A 14,717-nucleotide genomic window follows, 5' to 3' on the forward strand; every position below is an offset into this window, starting at 1 on the left:
TCAGGGCGAGCCTCGCGTGCGCCCGCCCGCTTGCGCTAGACCTGCGGCGCCGGCGCGCGCGGGTAGGGCTCGCGCTCGGGGCGAGCTTGCGCCCACAGTACCGCGAGATCCGCGGCGCGGTAGAACCCCACGCCGGGCCGGCCTTGCAGTATGCGCAGGAAGTCCGCCACCAGGCGCATCTGCGGCAGGCGTCCCGAGCCGACGTCGCCGCGCGTGTGCAGCGTGAAGTTCACGTAGCCGCCGGCGCAGTACTGCGCATCCGCTTCCTCCGTCCAGGCCTTGGCCGCCCGCTGGTGCGTATGGCGCTGCGCGAAGAAGGGTGCGTCCGTGAGGTAGTCGAACACCGGCAGTTCCACCAGCACATCGCCGCCGTCCTGCATCACGTAGGGCTGGTCGTCGTCCTGGAAACTGCTGTCGTAGCGGTATCCCGCCCGGGCCAGCGCGGGCAGCGTGGCCTCGGTGACCAGGCCGTTCAGGGCGCGCCAGCCGGCCGGGGCGCTGCCGGTCAGCGCCTGCAGCGCCTCGCGGTCGCGCGCCAGGGCGTCCAGCGTTTCCGCATCGCCGGCCTTTGCCTGCACCGTGCCGCGCACCGCGATCTCGTGTCCGCCGTCCAGCAGCGCGCGCGTCAGGCCGGGATGCCGCCGCAGGTCGTCGGGCGCGCAGAAGAAGGTGGCCGGAATGCCCAGTTCGGCGTACAGGTCCAGCATGCGCCAGACGCCTTCGCGCACGCCGTAGCGGCCATACGAATAGCGTCCGAACAGGCCGGCCTGGCCCGCGTTGGCGTGATCCACGGTCTCCACGTCGACGTTCACGCCGATGACGACGGGACAGGGTTGCAGGGTCATGGAAGCGGTTGCGTCGGTCATACCCGCACCTCGTCGTGCCGGTCGGCGGACTGGGACACCCAGGCCTGGATCTCGGACAGGCGCGCGAAGCGCACGCCGGCGTGCTGCTGCATGTGGCGCAGGGTGCGCTCGATCGCGGCCGTGCGGCTGGGCGTGCCCGAGCCCCAGCCGGCGCGCGGGTGCACGGTCAGCATGAAGAAGCCGCCCTCGGCGTAGCGCGCGTCGAATTCGGCTTGCCACTGCGCCTGCACCTCGGAGACCGGCGTCATCGAGAAATGGAAGAACGGGAAGTCGTCCAGGCTGTAGGTGTTGTTGGGGATCTCCACCATGCTGCGGCCCTGGCCCAGGTCCAGCATGTATGGCGTGTCGGCGTCCTTGTCGCTGCTGTCGTAGGCATAGCCGAGCTCGTGCAGCACCGGCAGCGTCACGCTGGTCTTCTGGCCAGAGGGCGAGCGCCAGCCGCGCGGCGCCCGGCCCAGCAGGTCGCCCAGGATGCCGTGCGTCAGCCGCAGGCGGCGCGTTTCCTCGTCGGGCGCCATCAGCGTGCCCTCGTGCACGTAGCCGTGCGCGCCCACTTCGTGGCCCTGCGCCGCGATGCGCTTGACGACGTCCGGCGCGCATTCGGCGTCGTAGCCCGGCACGAAGAACGTGGCCGGAATGCCCAGCCGGTCGAGCATGCCCAGGTGGCGGTCCACGCCGCGGCGCGCCGAGTAGCGTCCGGCCGAATGCATGCCGTAGGGCGCGAAGCCCTTGCCGACCTCGTTGCCCATGCCGTCGAAGTCGACGGTGAAGGCGGCCAGGCAACGGACGCCGTCGGGCAGCGGGGGCGGGGCCTGGCGCGCGACGCGCCGGTTCCTCGCGATGACGGGGTAGGTCATGGACATCACGGTCTCCTCTGTCAGTCCGTGAACAGGTAGGTGGTGAAGGGCGATTGCAGCGCGGGCAGGGGCGCGATCTCCATGATGCGCCGCGCGGGCTGCATGACCACCGTGGCCACGGTGGCGCTCAGGTTGTTGGCCAGGTTCATGCGCGGCGGCCGGCATACCGACCAGGGCGTGGCGAAGTCGTCCAGCAGCGCCGCCTTCACCTGGGCCACGCCGATGTCCTTGCCGTGCGCATCCAGCAACTGCCGCACGCGGATGTCGCGGTACAGCGTGTCGGGCGTGGACATGATGCCCGTGTCCTTGAGCTTGCCCAGCGCCACGGGGCTGAGCCAATGGTTGGCGTGCACCAGCAGGCCATTCTCGGGATGCAGCGTGAAGGTCTCGTCGGGCGCGCACTCGAAGTTCAGCGCGCAGCCGCCGGCATGACCCACCATCATGTTGTTCGAGCCCGACTTGGCCGTGACGTAGGCCGCGCGGTAGGCCAGGGGCAGGTGCTCCTGCTCGAGGATCTTGCGCCGGATCAGCGCCAGCGGCACGCCGATGCGCTGGAAGTCGATGCTCGATTCCAGGAAGTTGGCCGTCAGCGAGATGCCCGCGTCGTTCATGCCCGAGCGCGCCAGGCCGCCGGCCTCGGTGAACGTCAGGATGTCCGGGCCGTCGTCGCGGCGGATGCGCAGCACCACCGAGGTCTCGGCGCATTCCATCTTCCAGTCCCAGTTCTGCGCGTGGATCAGGTGCGCGTCGGCCGAGCGTTCCGGCATCACCACCACGCCGGTGCAGCCGTCCGCGTCGTCCAGGCGCATGGTCTCGCGCAGCGCCGGCTTGGCCGCCAGCTTCAGGATTTCCGTGCGCGCATTGAGCAGCATCACGTCCTCGAACGAGATGTCGGCCCCGCGCGCGATGCCGCGCATCTCCTCGACGTAGCCGGCGTCGAAGCGCTCGATCACGGGCAGGTAGTCGCGCACCACCTTTTCGAGGTCGGCGCGCTGCAGGGCCAGCTTCTGCAATTGCGCCGCGTAGTGGCTGGCGCCCAGGTGGATGCGTTGCGCGGCCTGACGGCCGTATTGCAGGCCGCGCTCGGCGGCCGTGCCGGAAAGTTCAACCAGGGGAAACGGGGTGGCTGTGGTCATCGGATGAAGGTCCATCGGCCCGCGGGCCGTGTCGGATAGAACAGGATTCAGGAAGGAATGACGCCCGCGCGGCGCAGCAGCTCGCCCGATTCGGCGTAGACCTGGCGCGCATAGGCCTGGAAGCCGGCGGGGTCGCGATACCACTCGGGCTGGTTCAGCAGGTCAAGCACGGCCGAGATCCCGGGTTCGCGCATCGATGCGCGCAGCGCATCGTGCAGCCGCTGAACGACCGGTGCGGGGATGCCGCGCGGCCCGATCAGGCCCATGGGCGAGCTGAGCACCAGGTCATAGCCCTGTTCGCGCGCGGTCAGCACGTCGGGCCAGGCCTTGAAGCGGGCTTCGCCCAGCGCGGCCAGCAGGCGCAGCTTGCCGGCGCGGATATGCGGCACGTAGGTGCCGACCGAGTCGATGACCACGGCCACGTGCCCGCCCAGCAACGCCGTGGCCATCTCCGAGCCGCTGTTGAATGGGATGTGCTCCAGCTTCACGCCGAAGCGCGCTTCCGACGCCTTCAGCGTGACCGGCCCCAGCGTCGTGGGATCCCCCGCGGCGTACTGCGTGCCCGGGTGTGCGCGGGCATGGGCCATGAAGTCGGCGAACGTGCGCCAGGGCGAATCCGCCCGCACCACCGCGCAGAACTCCAGGCTGGTCATGCCGATGACGTAGCTGAAGTCCTCCAGGGGCGAGAAGCCGATCTGCGGCTGCAGCCAGGGCGCGCGGAAGGTCGAGCCGCTGGTCATGGCCAGCGTGTAGCCGTCGGGGCGGGCGCGCGCCGCCATGGCCGAGGCCAGCGCGCCGCCGGCGCCGGGCTTGTTCTCGATGATGATCTGCTGGCCCAGTTGTTTGCCCAGCAAGGGCGCCAGGACCCGCATGTACTGGTCGACCGAGCCTCCGGCCCCGAAGGGACACAGCAGCGTGACGGGGCGCGAGGGAAACTCGGCTGCCCGCGCAAGGCGTGGCGCCAGGCCGGACAGCGCGAGGCCGCCCAGCGCCCGCAGCGCGCGGCGGCGATTGCAATCGATGTGCATGTCAGTGGTCCCGTGTCATGTGCAATGGCCTGTTGGCCGGCGCGGCCGGCCGCGCGCCGTGCGCGGTTCAGGCCGCGGTGATCTTGCCGGCCTTGACCAGGCGGCCCCACTTCTCGGACTCGCGCGAGATGAAGGCGGCCATCTCGTCCGGCGTCGTGTATTGCACCTCCAGGCCCGCCGACGTCAAGTTGTCGAAGGCGTTGGACTGCGCGGTCTTCTTCATGGCGGCGTTCAACTGCTCGATCATCGACGCGGGCGTGCCGGTGGGGGCCATGACGCCGCCCCAGCCGATGGCCACAATGGAAGGAAAGCCGCTTTCGGCCACCGTGGGCACGTCGGGCAGCACCGGCGAACGCTCCGCGCCCGTGGTGGCCAGCGCGATCACCTTGCCTGCCTTGATGTGCGGCAGCTGGTTGATCACCGTGTCCATCAGAACGGGATACTGCCCGCCCAGGAAATCGGTCACGGCGGCCGACGCGCTGCGATAGGGCACGCCGGGCAGGTCCAGCCCGGCCTCGCTCTTGAGCAGTTCCATCGCCAGGTTGCTGGAGCTGCCGTTGGCCGTGATGCCGTAGAACTGGCGTTCCTTGGCCGTGCGCACGCGCTCGATGAACTCGGCGAAGGTGCGGGCGCCGTAGTCGGGCCGCACCACCAGCACGTTGTTGTACCGGCAGGCCAGCGAGACCGGCACGAAATCCTTGACCGGGTCGTAGGACAGGTTGGGGTACAGGAACTGGTTGACCGTATGCGTGCCCGTGATGGCGAAGAACAGCGTGTAGCCGTCCGGAGCCGCCTTGGCCACGTACTGCGCGCCGATGGCGCCGGCCGCGCCGGGCATGTTCTTCACGACTACGTTATGGCCGAGATGGTCGTTCAGGCCCTTGGCCACGACGCGCGCCACCACGTCGGTGCCGGCGCCCGGCCCGCCGGGCACGATCAGCTCGATGGGTTGATTGCCGGAGTAGCCGCCCTGCGCGGCGGCCGCGCGTTGCAGTCCGCCCAGCCCTAGCAGGGGCAGCGCGCCCATGCCCGCCAGGATGCGGCGCCGCAGCACGCTGCGACAGAGTGCGCCCTGCGGCGCCTGTAGGTTCGAGATCGCCATGCTTGCCCCTTGTGGTCTGCCCGGTCGGTCGCCGCCGCCGGTGTATGTGTGGGGCATGATGGTTTCTCCGCTAGGGAAAGTAAATCTAGAATAACTTTTGCCAGACTAAAGAAACTGTTTATTCGAGGGGCGATGAGCGGCATACGCAATTTCCGGACTTTCATCGAGGTCGTGCGCCACGGCTCGTTCGCGGCCGCCTCCGAGCACGTGTGCCTGACGCCGGCCGCGGTGGGCCTGCAGATCCAGGCGCTGGAGAACGAGCTGGGCTTCGCGCTGTTCGACCGCGTCGGGCGCAGCGTCACCCTGAACCGGCGCGGCCATGCCATGCTGCCCATGGCGCGCCAGATGGTGGCGCTGTACGAGAGCATGCGCGCGCAGGATCCCGAGCAGCAGGAGCTGGCCGGCACGATCCGGCTGGCCACCATCGCCACCTCGATGAAAGTGGTCGTGCGCGCGGTGCTGGCCATGCGGCGCGCCTATCCGCGGCTGGAAGTGCAGCCCGGCATCAGCTACTCGGGCGACCTGATCGAACGCATCAAGGAAGGCACGCTGGACGCCGCGCTGTCGGTCAAGGGCCACCACCGGCCGCCCGCCGGCGTGCTGTGGACGCGGCTGTACGAAGAGCCCATCGCCTTCATGTGCAGCGCGCAGGCGGCGCGCCAGGCCGGCATGGAGGAACTGCTGGCCACGCGCATGTTCCTGCGCGTGTCGCGCTCGTCCACCACCGGCACGCTGATCGACGAGCTGGTGCGCGGCCTGCACCTGAAGCACGGCGAGTTCATCGAGATGAATTCCATGCGCACCATCGCGGACCTGGTGCGGGACGACCTGGGCGTGACCATCCTGCCGGTGCCCAGCAGCGTGGACTGGGAGCGCGATCCGCAACTGCACGTGCAGCGCCTGGACGACGCGCGCGCCAGCCGGGTGGTGGGATTGTTCGAAGGGGAAGGCCGCACTTACCTGACCAGCGTGCTGCGCGAGCATCTGCTGGCGCAGCAGGCATGAGGGGGCCGCTCGCGGCGCTGGGCGCGGGCCCGCCGGCGACCCGTCCGATGCGGGCGGCGTCCGGTCCGGCGGGTGCGCTTCCGCATCCCTGCCGCAAAGGCCGCGCAGCAGGCGCATGGATGACCGGCCGCCTCGGGCGGGGCCGCGGCCGGTGCCGATGCGGCACAATGCCGCCATGAATGCGGCAGACTCCTTTCCCTGCGTCACGGGCTTCGCGCCCGAGTCCCGGCCCGACGCACGCGTGCTGGTGCTGGGCACGATGCCCGGCGTGGCATCATTGACGGCCAATCGCTACTACGCGCATCCCCGCAACGCGTTCTGGCCCATCGCGGCCGCCTTGCTCGGTTTCGATGCGGCGTTGCCGTACGAGGCCCGCATCGCCGCCCTGAACGGCGCCCGCGTCGCGCTGTGGGACGTCCTGGCGGCTTGCGTGCGCCCCGGCAGCCTGGACGCCGCCATCGACGCGAAATCCGCGCAGGCCAACGATTTCGCGGGCTTCCTGGCGGCGCATCCGGGCATCGTGCGCATCTGCTTCAACGGCGGCGGCGCGCAGGGACTGTTCCGCCGCCACGTGCTGCCGGGACTGTCGCAAAGCCACCCGCACCTGGAATACGCCGCCTTGCCGTCCACCAGCCCGGCCCATGCGGCGATGCCGTTCGCCGCCAAGCTGGCTGCGTGGCGGCCCATCGTGCCGGAACGCTAGCGCCGCCGCCCGTGCATGCGGCCCGCGCTGGCGCGCAAGCACCGACCGCCACGCCGGGTGCCTGCCTGGCGCCGACAGACGGATCAGCGCACCGCGCCGTAGATCTCGCGCGCCTGGTCCGCATCGGCGATAGGCCGGCCCAGCACGCGGCCGCCCTCCGCCGCCTGCGCCACCAGCGCCGCGTTGCCCGGCGCCGTCGTGCCATCGCGCAGCAGCAGGTTGTTCTCGAAGCCCACGCGCATGTGCCCGCCGAACGCGGCCGCCGTGGTCACGCAGGCATTCTCCTCGCGGCCGAAGGCGCACACCGCCCAGGGCAGGCTGAAGTCGTAGGCCTGCAGGAACGGCAGCAGGTCGCGCGGCGACGAGGTCTGACCCGCGCTGTAGCGGCCCAGCACGAACAGCACCGACCACGCGCCCGCGGGCGCCAGGCCTCGCGCGCGCAGGTCCTGCCAGCGCGCCAGGTCGGCGGCGTCGTACAGGATGATCTGCGTCATGATGCGTTCGGCCGCCAGCCAGGCCAGGAACCTCGCCAGCTCGGCCTCGGGCACGTCGGGCACGGCGATCTCGCGCAGGCCGATGGAAACGGCCTGGGGGCGCAGTTCGCGCACCATGGCGATCTGCTCGGGGGCCCGATAGACGCCGGCGGCCTCGCTGGTCACCTGCACCAGCACGCGGTCGCCCACCGCGTCGTGCACGGCCTTCAGGGCATCGCGATAGGCCTGCGCGTCCAGCAGGTGCTTGCCGTCGGGCTTGCGCACGTGCATGTGCATCATGGCCGAGCCGGCCGCCAGGCAGGCGCGCGCCTCGGCGGCCAGCGCGGCGGGCGTCATCGGCACGGCCGGGTGGTCCTTCGCCGTCTTGTAGGCGCCGTTGGGCGCCACGGTGACGATGACGGGGGAGTCCGCCAGGCTGGCGGGGGTGGAAAGCGTGGTCATGTTGGTTTTCTCGGGTCTCGTTGTCGTGGGCGCGCGGTGCGCGCAGCAATCGCCGTCAGTGGCGGCCGTCGGCCTCGCGCAAGGTGCATCGCTTGGGCCGCGCGAGGCGCGGGGTGGGCGCCCCGGGCTTCAAGGCTTGATCTCGGGCAGCTCCGCCGATACCAGGTCCAATCCCGCGCGCAGCAGCCTGTCGTAGCGCGCGCGCTCGGCCTGGATGGCCTCGGGCGTCCATTTGTAGAACCCTTCCCCGGCCTTCATGCCGTGGCGGCCGTCCTGCGCGCGCTCGGTCAGGCAACGCGCGGGCACGTCCGAGTTGCAGAACGTGGGGTACATGGTGGCGCCCGCGGCCGCGTGCACCTCGATGCCAGCGTGGTCGCGCTGCATGACCGGCCCTGCCGCCAGGAAGCGGAAGCCGAAGCCGAAGCGCACGGCGGCGTCCACATCCTCGGGCGTGGCAATGCCGCGGTCGATCAGGTCGAAGGCCTCGCGCGACAGCGCGTGCTGCAGGCGGTTGGCCAGGAAGCCGGGCAGGTCCTGCGCCACGCGCACCGGCACCATGCCGCAGCGGCGCATGAAGGCGATCAGCGCGTCGGCGCAGGCGCCGTCGCTGGCGGCGCCCAGCACCACTTCGACCAGCGGCACCAGGTGCGCGGGCATGAAGAAGTGCAGGCCCAGCATGCGGCCGCGCGTGTCCAAGCCGTCGCCGATGGCGCTGATCGGGAAGCTGGAGCTGTTGCTGGCCAGGATGGCGTCGGGCCGCGCGCGGCGCACCAGGTCGGCGAACAGCACCTGCTTGAGGTCCAGGCGTTCGGGGATGCATTCGATCACCAGGTCGACCGTGGCCCAGTCCACGTCGTCCAGCGTCGGCACGACGCCGATGCGGTCGGCGCCGGCTTCGCGGCCGGCCGCCCGCAGATTGGCGCGGGCCCGCGCGGGCAGGGCCTGCGCGCGGCCGGCGTCGGGTTCGATCACGGTGGTGCGGCACAGGGCGCGCGCCAGCACCACGGCCACGTCGGCGCCCATGGTGCCGCCGCCTACCACGACGGCATGCGAGGCGCCGGGCGCGTCCAGGCGGGGAGTTGCTGCGTTCATGGCAAAGCTTCCTTTCTACAAAGTTGCGGCCAGTGTAGAGAAGCGGATTTGATAGATGAATCAGATTCTTTGGATAGAATGATCGGAAATCAAGATCAATAAATCCGGCGAGACATCCATGCAGATCAACCTGTCCATGCGCGACATCGACACCGTGCTGGTGCTCGGGCGCATGCTCAATTTCCGCCAGGCGGCCGCGCAGCTGCACCTGTCTCAATCGGCGCTGTCCACGCAGATCCTGCGCATCGAGGACAGCCTGGGCGTGCGGCTGTTCGACCGCACCACGCGGTCGGTGCGGCTGACGGCCGCCGGAGAGGTCTTCATGCAGCAGGCGGCCACGCTGCAGGTGGCGTTTCGCGAGGCCATCGCCGCGGTCAGCGGCATCGCAGGGGCCGAGCACGGGCAGGTCGCGGTGGCGGCCTTGCCCTCGCTGGCCGCGCGCTGGCTGCCGCGCGTGCTGATGGCCTATCGCCAGGCGCACCCGGGCGTGGCGCTGAAGGTGCACGACACGCTGTCGGGTCCGGCCTTCGACCTGGTGCGCGCGGGACAGGTCGATTTCGCGTTGACGGCGGCCGACCCGCAGCACGCCGACCTGCACTACGTGCCGATGATGTCCGACAGCTTCATCCTGCTGATCCCGCCGGGCCACGCGCTGGCCGCCGGCAGGGGGCCGGTGCGCTGGGCCGACACGGTGGACCAGCCGCACGTGTCCATGGTCACGCCCAGCAGCGTGCGGCAATACACCGAGTGGGCCTTCCTGCAGAACCGCATCCGCTTCCAGCCCGCCTTCGAGGCAGAGCACCTGGCCACCATCGTGGCCATGGTGGAGTGCGGCTTCGGCGTGGCCGCGCTGCCCGAGACGGCCGCCGAGGCGGTGGCGCATCCCGGCATCGTCGAGCGCAAGCTGATCGCGCCCGTGGCCGAGCGCTCGATCGGGCTGGTCACGCTGCGCAGCCGCAGCCTGTCGCCCGCGGCCTCGGCGCTCGTGGAGATGCTGCGGGACAGCCTGTCGGTCTGAAGATCGGCCTGAAGCACCCGGCGCCTGTCCAAAGAAAAACCGCCGCTGCCCCATGCCGATTGGCCGGGCAGGGCGGTTCGTCATGCTCGGGCGGGCATCAGCGCTTGCGCGGCACCTTCTCCTGGGTCTCGGTGGCGCGCAGGAAGTCGAAGTCGACACCCTGGTCGGCCTGCGTGACCGTCTGCAGGAACAGCTTGCGGTAGCCGCGCTCGGCCGACGGCCGCTCGATCTTCACCTCGGCGGCGCGCCGCGCCAGTTCCTCGTCGCTGATCAGCAGCGAGATCTCGCGGTTGGCCACCGACAGGCGGATGCGGTCGCCATTGCGCACGTGCGCCAGCGGACCGCCGATGGCGGACTCGGGCGTGACGTGCAGCACGATGGTGCCGGCCGCGGTGCCGCTCATGCGGCCGTCCGAGATGCGCACCATGTCCTTCACGCCGGCGCGCGCCAGCTTGCGCGGGATCGGCATGTAGCCGGCCTCGGGCATGCCCGGCGCGCCCGTGGGGCCGATGCGCTTGAGCACCAGGATGTCCTCGGCGGTCACGTCCAGGTCGTCGTTGTCGATGCGCAGCGCCATGTCCTCGGCGTCCTCGAACACCACCGCGCGGCCCTCGTGTTCCATCAGCTTGGGGTTGGCGGCCGACTGCTTGATGATGGCGCCGCCCGGGGCCAGGTTGCCGCGCAGCACGGCCAGGCCGCCCAGCGGATAGATGGGCTTGTCGAACGGCCGGATCACGTCCTGCGCGAAGGGCGCGGGCGCCTCGTCCAGCATCTCGCCCAGCGTGCGGCCGCTGACCGTCAGCGTGTCCAGGTGCAGCAGCGGGCGCAGCTCGCGCAGCAGGGCGGGCATGCCGCCCGCCTTGTGGAAGTCTTCCATGTAGTGCTGGCCCGAGGGCTTCAGGTCCACCAGCACCGGGGTCTCCTTGCTCATGGCATCCAGCCCAGCCAGGTCGATGTCGATGCCCAGGCGGCCGGCGATGGCCGTCAGGTGCACGATGCCGTTGGTGGAGCCGCCGATGGCCAGCAGCACGCGCAGGGCGTTCTCGATAGCCTTGCCCGTGAGGATGCGGTCGGGCGTCAGGCCCGACTTCGCCATGGCCACGGCAGTGGTGCCGGTCTGCTCGGCCACGCGCACGCGGTCGGCCGTGACGGCCGGCGCCGAGCCGCCGCCGAACACCATCATGCCCAGTGCCTCGGTCACGCAGGCCATGGTGCTGGCCGTGCCCATCACCGAGCACGTGCCCACGCTGGCCACCAGCTGGTTGTTCACGTCGCTGATCTCGGCGGCGTCGATCTCGTCGGCGCGGTAGCGGCCCCAGTAGCGGCGGCAATCGGTACAGGCGCCCACGCGCTCGCCGCGGTGCGCGCCCGTGAGCATCGAGCCGGTCACCAGCTGGATGGCGGGCACGTTGGCCGAGGCGGCGCCCATCAGCTGGGCCGGGACGGTCTTGTCGCAGCCGCCGATCAGCACCACGGCATCCATGGGCTGGGCACGGATCATTTCTTCCGTGTCCATGGACATCAGGTTGCGCAGGTACATGCTGGTCGGATGCGAGAAGCTCTCGTGCACCGAGATGGTGGGAAAGTCCACGGGCAGGCCCCCGGCCAGCATGACGCCGCGCTTGACGGCCTCGATCAGCTGCGGCGCGTTGCCATGGCAGGGGTTGTAGCTGCTGCCGGTGTTGACGATGCCGATGACCGGGCGCGACAGCGCGTCGTCGGTGTAGCCCGCGCCCTTGATGAAGGCCTTGCGCAGGAACAGCGAGAAGCCGGTGTCCCCGTAGTTCGTCAGTCCCTTGGACAGGCCCTTGCCCGCGGCGGGCGGCTGCTTTTTCTGGCTCATGTCGTGTTCCTACTGTTCCGATAATATTATTGATAATTCAGCCGGCCATCATAGCCAGCGCGGCTCGGGCGCGGCAAGCACTTTCTCCAGAGGCCGAAAATTGATCGAGTTTCCGGATCATTCGATAGAAAAATACTGATTAATCAATCAAGCCATGCCGCCTACACTGCCCGGCAAGCGAACCGGGCACAACATCCACCCATCCTTCAATAATCCGGTTCCGGAATGGAGACAAGCCATGTCCGCTTTTCGCTCTACCGCGGCCGGGCGCATGCACCGCCGCGCGTTCGTCTGCTCGCTGATGGCGCTGGCCGTGGGCGCGGCCTGTGCCCCGGCCGCGCAGGCCCAGGATACCTATCCCGACCGTCCCGTGCGCATGATCGTGCCGTATCCGCCCGGGGGCGCCACCGACGTGATCGGCCGCGTCATGGCGCAGGAACTGACGGGCGCGCTGGGCCAGAGCGTGGTGGTCGAGAACCGCGCCGGCGCGGCGGGCAACATCGGCGCCGACCAGGTCGCCAAGGCCGCGCCGGATGGCTACACGCTGCTGCTGGGCGCGCTGACCAGCCACTCCATCAACGCCGAGCTGTACAAGGGGCGCGTGCCGTACGACATCGAGAAGAGCTTCTCGCCTGTGTCCATCGTGGGCACGGTGCCGCTGGTGTTCGTGGTCAATCCGTCGGTCAAGGCCAACACGCTGCAGGAGTTCATCGCGCTGGTCAAGAGCAAGCCGGGCTCCATGACCATGGCGTCGTCGGGCAACGGTTCGCCGCAGCACCTGGCCACCGAGATGTTCAAGCGCGTGGCCGGCGTGGACGTGCTGCACGTGCCCTACAAGGGCAGCGGTCCGGCCATGACCGACCTGATGGGCGGCCAGGTGCTGGGCATGATCGAGACGGTGCCCGCGGCGCAGGCCCACGTGAAGTCGGGCAAGCTGCGCGCCCTGGCCGTGACGGCCTCCGCGCGCGCCGAGGCGCTGCCCGACGTGCCCACGTCCGCCGAGGCCGGCCTGAAGGGCTTCGAGGTCAGCTCGATGTTCGGCATCGTCGCGCCCGCCGGCACGCCGGCGCCGGTGATCGACAAGCTCAACGGCACGCTCAAGACCATCCTGGCCAAGCCGTCGGTGCGGGAGGCCCTGCTGGCCCAGGGCGCCGTCGCCACCTGGACCACCCCGGCCGACGCCGCGGCGCGCATCAGCGCCGAACGCAAGCAATGGGCGGACGTGATCCGCGAGGGCAACGTCAAGCCCGAGTGACCCTGGCCGCGGCGGGCCGGGACCCGCCGCGCGGCCGATCGCCGGTGCGGCACGGCCGAACCGCGGCCGTCCAACCCGTCCGGGCCCTCGATACGCCCGGCAAAGAAACGGGGCGCACCGAACGGTGCGCCCCGCTTGTCCCGTCGACGCGGGCGCCCGTGGGCGCCGCGTGCTTACTTGCCGTTCTTCAGGCGCGATTCCATGCGCGCGGCACGGTCGGGCGAGGAGGGGTGCGAGCTGAACATGTCGCTCTTGCCGCCGTCCAGCTTGGCCAGCTTCTGGAAGGCCGTGACCAGGCCCTTGCGGTTCATCTTCTTCTCGGTCAGCAGGTCGAACGAGTAGTCGTCGGCCGCGGTTTCCTGCGACTGCGAGAACTGCGCGTTGATGAACTTCTCGGTCAGGTCGCCCAGCTGCGAGGCCGACAGCGAGGCCACGACACTGCCGCCGGCCGCGGAGGCGGCGTTGCGGGCGGCGCTGACCGTGTAGGCGGTCTGCATGGCCTTCTTGCTGTGGCCCAGGGCGACGTGGCCCATTTCGTGGCCGATGACGCCGCGCAGTTCGTCGTCGTTCATCATGTCCATCAGGCCGCTGTAGACGCGCACGCAACCGTTGCCCATGGCCCAGGCGTTGACGTCCTTGGTCAGGTAGACCTTGTAGTCGATCTTGTTGCCGTTCAGGTCCATGTCGCCGAAGCCCTTCATCACGCGGGTCAGGCGCGTGGCGTACTTGCTCTTGGGCGCGGCCACCTTGGATTCCGCGTCGCTCTGCTTGCAGGCCGCATCCGACATCTGGACGATGTCGGCGTCGGACAGCGTGGCCGCCTGGTACATGCTGGCGCCCGCCGACATCAGGCCGTCGGTATTCTGCAAACCACCCGCGCCGTTGCAGCCTGCCAGCAGCAGGGCCGCGGCAACAGCCGTCGTGCCGAACGTGATCTTACGCATGGAAGTCCTCTTTCTGAAGTTTGCTTATGCTTGTGTGCAGCGGCCTGGGCTTTTCGTCCGTTATTGGACTGAAGTGGCGCGGGCTAGACTTTAAATAGGCGGTCGATGTCGCCGGGTATTTTTGCTTATCAGACTGCAACAAATACCAACGGCGGCGCTCCGGGAATATTTCTGCAAGGGATGCCGTCTATAGTTGTGCGGCCCAAACCCGACGAGCGCCCTGGATGCCCATCCGCCTTGCCTTCGTGCCCCTGTTGCTGGCCGGCCTCGCCGGCACGATGGCCGCGCGTGCCGAACCGGTGTCCTACGCATTCGACCAGCGCAACGCCGTCATCGAGTTCTTCCCCCGGGTGGGCGGCCTCCTGCGGCCAACCGGCGAGTTCCAGCAGTTCCGGGGCAGCCTGTCGCTGGATCCGGCGCAGATCACGCACAGCCAGGCCACCGTGCGCATGAGCGCCAGCCTGATCCGGGTGGGCATGCCTGGCGGCGCCAGCAAGCTGCGGTCGGCCGATTATTTCGACGCGGCCCGCTATCCCGAGATCGACTTCCGCAGCACGGGCCTGACCCGCGGCGATGCCGGGCACCTGACCATGACGGGCCTGCTGACCATCCGCGGCCTGACGCGGCCGCAATCGCTGGACGTCGCGCTGGTGCCGGGCGAGGCGGGCCGGGGCCCCGTGGCCTTCGAGGCCCGCGGCAGCATCCGCCGCAGCGACTTCGGCATGGTGGCCGACCACCGGATGGTCGCCGACGAGATCGGGCTGAGCATCAAGGTCGCGCTGGACGAAAGCGCCGTGGCCTCGCTGCGGCAGGCCGACGCCGACCCGCACATCGAACCCTGACGGCGCCGGCCCCTGGACGCGCCCCGCCGAATACCCCTTGGTGCGAAATGGGCTATTCGGCGGGTGAAGTGCGACGAGGGTATCGTTGCGC

At 69.8% G+C, this 14,717-nt stretch carries 14 protein-coding genes; 5 read left to right on the forward strand and 9 right to left on the reverse strand.

Annotation, left to right across the window (positions count from 1 at the left end; translation table 11 throughout):
* Positions 1-35: 35 nt before the first annotated feature.
* The 5 genes from FS845_RS10705 to FS845_RS10725 form a co-directional block, all read right to left on the reverse strand.
* On the reverse strand, positions 36-866 hold the full coding sequence (locus tag FS845_RS10705) for a polysaccharide deacetylase family protein (protein WP_144634157.1): 831 nt from the start codon (positions 864-866) through the stop codon (positions 36-38).
* Positions 863-1,729: a polysaccharide deacetylase family protein gene (locus FS845_RS10710; RefSeq protein ID WP_222129981.1), complete on the reverse strand. Its 867-nt coding sequence runs from the start codon at positions 1,727-1,729 to the stop codon at positions 863-865. The genes FS845_RS10705 and FS845_RS10710 overlap by 4 nt, the downstream gene beginning before the upstream one ends.
* A 14-nt stretch (positions 1,730-1,743) precedes the next feature.
* Entirely contained in the window at positions 1,744-2,859 is a 1,116-nt protein-coding gene (locus FS845_RS10715) for a C45 family autoproteolytic acyltransferase/hydolase (RefSeq protein ID WP_144634161.1), read from the reverse strand.
* A gap of 47 nt (positions 2,860-2,906) precedes the next feature.
* On the reverse strand, positions 2,907-3,887 hold the full coding sequence (locus FS845_RS10720) for a Bug family tripartite tricarboxylate transporter substrate binding protein (protein ID WP_144634164.1): 981 nt from the start codon (positions 3,885-3,887) through the stop codon (positions 2,907-2,909).
* A 67-nt stretch (positions 3,888-3,954) separates the two neighbouring features.
* A complete protein-coding gene (locus FS845_RS10725) occupies positions 3,955-4,989 on the reverse strand; it encodes a Bug family tripartite tricarboxylate transporter substrate binding protein (protein WP_186332233.1) in 1,035 nt (344 codons plus the stop codon).
* 132 nt (positions 4,990-5,121) lie between these two features.
* On the opposite strand from FS845_RS10725, the gene FS845_RS10730 reads away from it, so the two are divergent.
* Positions 5,122-5,994: a LysR family transcriptional regulator gene (locus tag FS845_RS10730; RefSeq protein WP_144634170.1), complete on the forward strand. Its 873-nt coding sequence runs from the start codon at positions 5,122-5,124 to the stop codon at positions 5,992-5,994.
* 175 nt (positions 5,995-6,169) lie between these two features.
* On the forward strand, positions 6,170-6,697 hold the full coding sequence (locus FS845_RS10735) for a DNA-deoxyinosine glycosylase (RefSeq protein WP_144634173.1): 528 nt from the start codon (positions 6,170-6,172) through the stop codon (positions 6,695-6,697).
* 83 nt (positions 6,698-6,780) lie between these two features.
* On the opposite strand, the gene FS845_RS10740 is transcribed toward FS845_RS10735, so the two are convergent.
* Both FS845_RS10740 and FS845_RS10745 read right to left on the reverse strand, forming a co-directional pair.
* Entirely contained in the window at positions 6,781-7,632 is an 852-nt protein-coding gene (locus FS845_RS10740) for a 3-keto-5-aminohexanoate cleavage protein (RefSeq protein WP_144634176.1), read from the reverse strand.
* 129 nt (positions 7,633-7,761) lie between these two features.
* Positions 7,762-8,724, reverse strand: coding sequence for a 3-hydroxyacyl-CoA dehydrogenase family protein (locus FS845_RS10745; protein WP_144634179.1), 963 nt, complete (start codon positions 8,722-8,724; stop codon positions 7,762-7,764).
* A gap of 118 nt (positions 8,725-8,842) precedes the next feature.
* Between FS845_RS10745 and FS845_RS10750 the strand changes: the two genes are divergently transcribed.
* Entirely contained in the window at positions 8,843-9,742 is a 900-nt protein-coding gene (locus tag FS845_RS10750) for a LysR family transcriptional regulator (protein ID WP_144634182.1), read from the forward strand.
* Positions 9,743-9,839: 97 nt separating this feature from the next.
* Here FS845_RS10750 and FS845_RS10755 read toward each other — a convergent pair whose 3' ends face one another.
* A complete protein-coding gene (locus FS845_RS10755) occupies positions 9,840-11,585 on the reverse strand; it encodes an IlvD/Edd family dehydratase (RefSeq protein ID WP_144634185.1) in 1,746 nt (581 codons plus the stop codon).
* A gap of 238 nt (positions 11,586-11,823) precedes the next feature.
* Between FS845_RS10755 and FS845_RS10760 the strand changes: the two genes are divergently transcribed.
* Positions 11,824-12,840: a tripartite tricarboxylate transporter substrate binding protein gene (locus tag FS845_RS10760; RefSeq protein WP_144634188.1), complete on the forward strand. Its 1,017-nt coding sequence runs from the start codon at positions 11,824-11,826 to the stop codon at positions 12,838-12,840.
* Positions 12,841-13,013: 173 nt separating this feature from the next.
* Here the strand turns inward: FS845_RS10760 and FS845_RS10765 are convergent, their stop codons facing one another.
* Positions 13,014-13,784, reverse strand: coding sequence for a M48 family metallopeptidase (locus FS845_RS10765; RefSeq protein WP_144634191.1), 771 nt, complete (start codon positions 13,782-13,784; stop codon positions 13,014-13,016).
* Between the two features lie 224 nt (positions 13,785-14,008).
* Here FS845_RS10765 and FS845_RS10770 point away from each other — a divergent pair, with 224 nt between their 5' ends.
* Positions 14,009-14,626, forward strand: a complete 618-nt coding sequence (locus FS845_RS10770) for a YceI family protein (RefSeq protein ID WP_144634194.1) — start codon at positions 14,009-14,011, stop codon at positions 14,624-14,626.
* Positions 14,627-14,717: the final 91 nt, after the last annotated feature.

The sequence above is a fragment of the Bordetella genomosp. 13 genome (assembly GCF_007679965.1).
In the GTDB taxonomy this organism is placed as follows: Bacteria; Pseudomonadota; Gammaproteobacteria; order Burkholderiales; family Burkholderiaceae_B; genus Bordetella.

Excerpts from the sequence above, each read along its gene's own strand:
- FS845_RS10705 (WP_144634157.1), bottom strand. The coding sequence starts at position 866 with ATGACCGACGCAACCGCTTCCATGACCCTGCAACCCTGTCCCGTCGTC.
- FS845_RS10710 (WP_222129981.1), bottom strand. The coding sequence starts at position 1,729 with ATGTCCATGACCTACCCCGTCATCGCGAGGAACCGGCGCGTCGCGCGC.
- FS845_RS10715 (WP_144634161.1), bottom strand. The coding sequence starts at position 2,859 with ATGACCACAGCCACCCCGTTTCCCCTGGTTGAACTTTCCGGCACGGCC.
- FS845_RS10720 (WP_144634164.1), bottom strand. The coding sequence starts at position 3,887 with ATGCACATCGATTGCAATCGCCGCCGCGCGCTGCGGGCGCTGGGCGGC.
- FS845_RS10725 (WP_186332233.1), bottom strand. The coding sequence starts at position 4,989 with ATGGCGATCTCGAACCTACAGGCGCCGCAGGGCGCACTCTGTCGCAGC.
- FS845_RS10730 (WP_144634170.1), top strand. The coding sequence starts at position 5,122 with ATGAGCGGCATACGCAATTTCCGGACTTTCATCGAGGTCGTGCGCCAC.
- FS845_RS10735 (WP_144634173.1), top strand. The coding sequence starts at position 6,170 with ATGAATGCGGCAGACTCCTTTCCCTGCGTCACGGGCTTCGCGCCCGAG.
- FS845_RS10740 (WP_144634176.1), bottom strand. The coding sequence starts at position 7,632 with ATGACCACGCTTTCCACCCCCGCCAGCCTGGCGGACTCCCCCGTCATC.
- FS845_RS10745 (WP_144634179.1), bottom strand. The coding sequence starts at position 8,724 with ATGAACGCAGCAACTCCCCGCCTGGACGCGCCCGGCGCCTCGCATGCC.
- FS845_RS10750 (WP_144634182.1), top strand. The coding sequence starts at position 8,843 with ATGCAGATCAACCTGTCCATGCGCGACATCGACACCGTGCTGGTGCTC.
- FS845_RS10755 (WP_144634185.1), bottom strand. The coding sequence starts at position 11,585 with ATGAGCCAGAAAAAGCAGCCGCCCGCCGCGGGCAAGGGCCTGTCCAAG.
- FS845_RS10760 (WP_144634188.1), top strand. The coding sequence starts at position 11,824 with ATGTCCGCTTTTCGCTCTACCGCGGCCGGGCGCATGCACCGCCGCGCG.
- FS845_RS10765 (WP_144634191.1), bottom strand. The coding sequence starts at position 13,784 with ATGCGTAAGATCACGTTCGGCACGACGGCTGTTGCCGCGGCCCTGCTG.
- FS845_RS10770 (WP_144634194.1), top strand. The coding sequence starts at position 14,009 with ATGCCCATCCGCCTTGCCTTCGTGCCCCTGTTGCTGGCCGGCCTCGCC.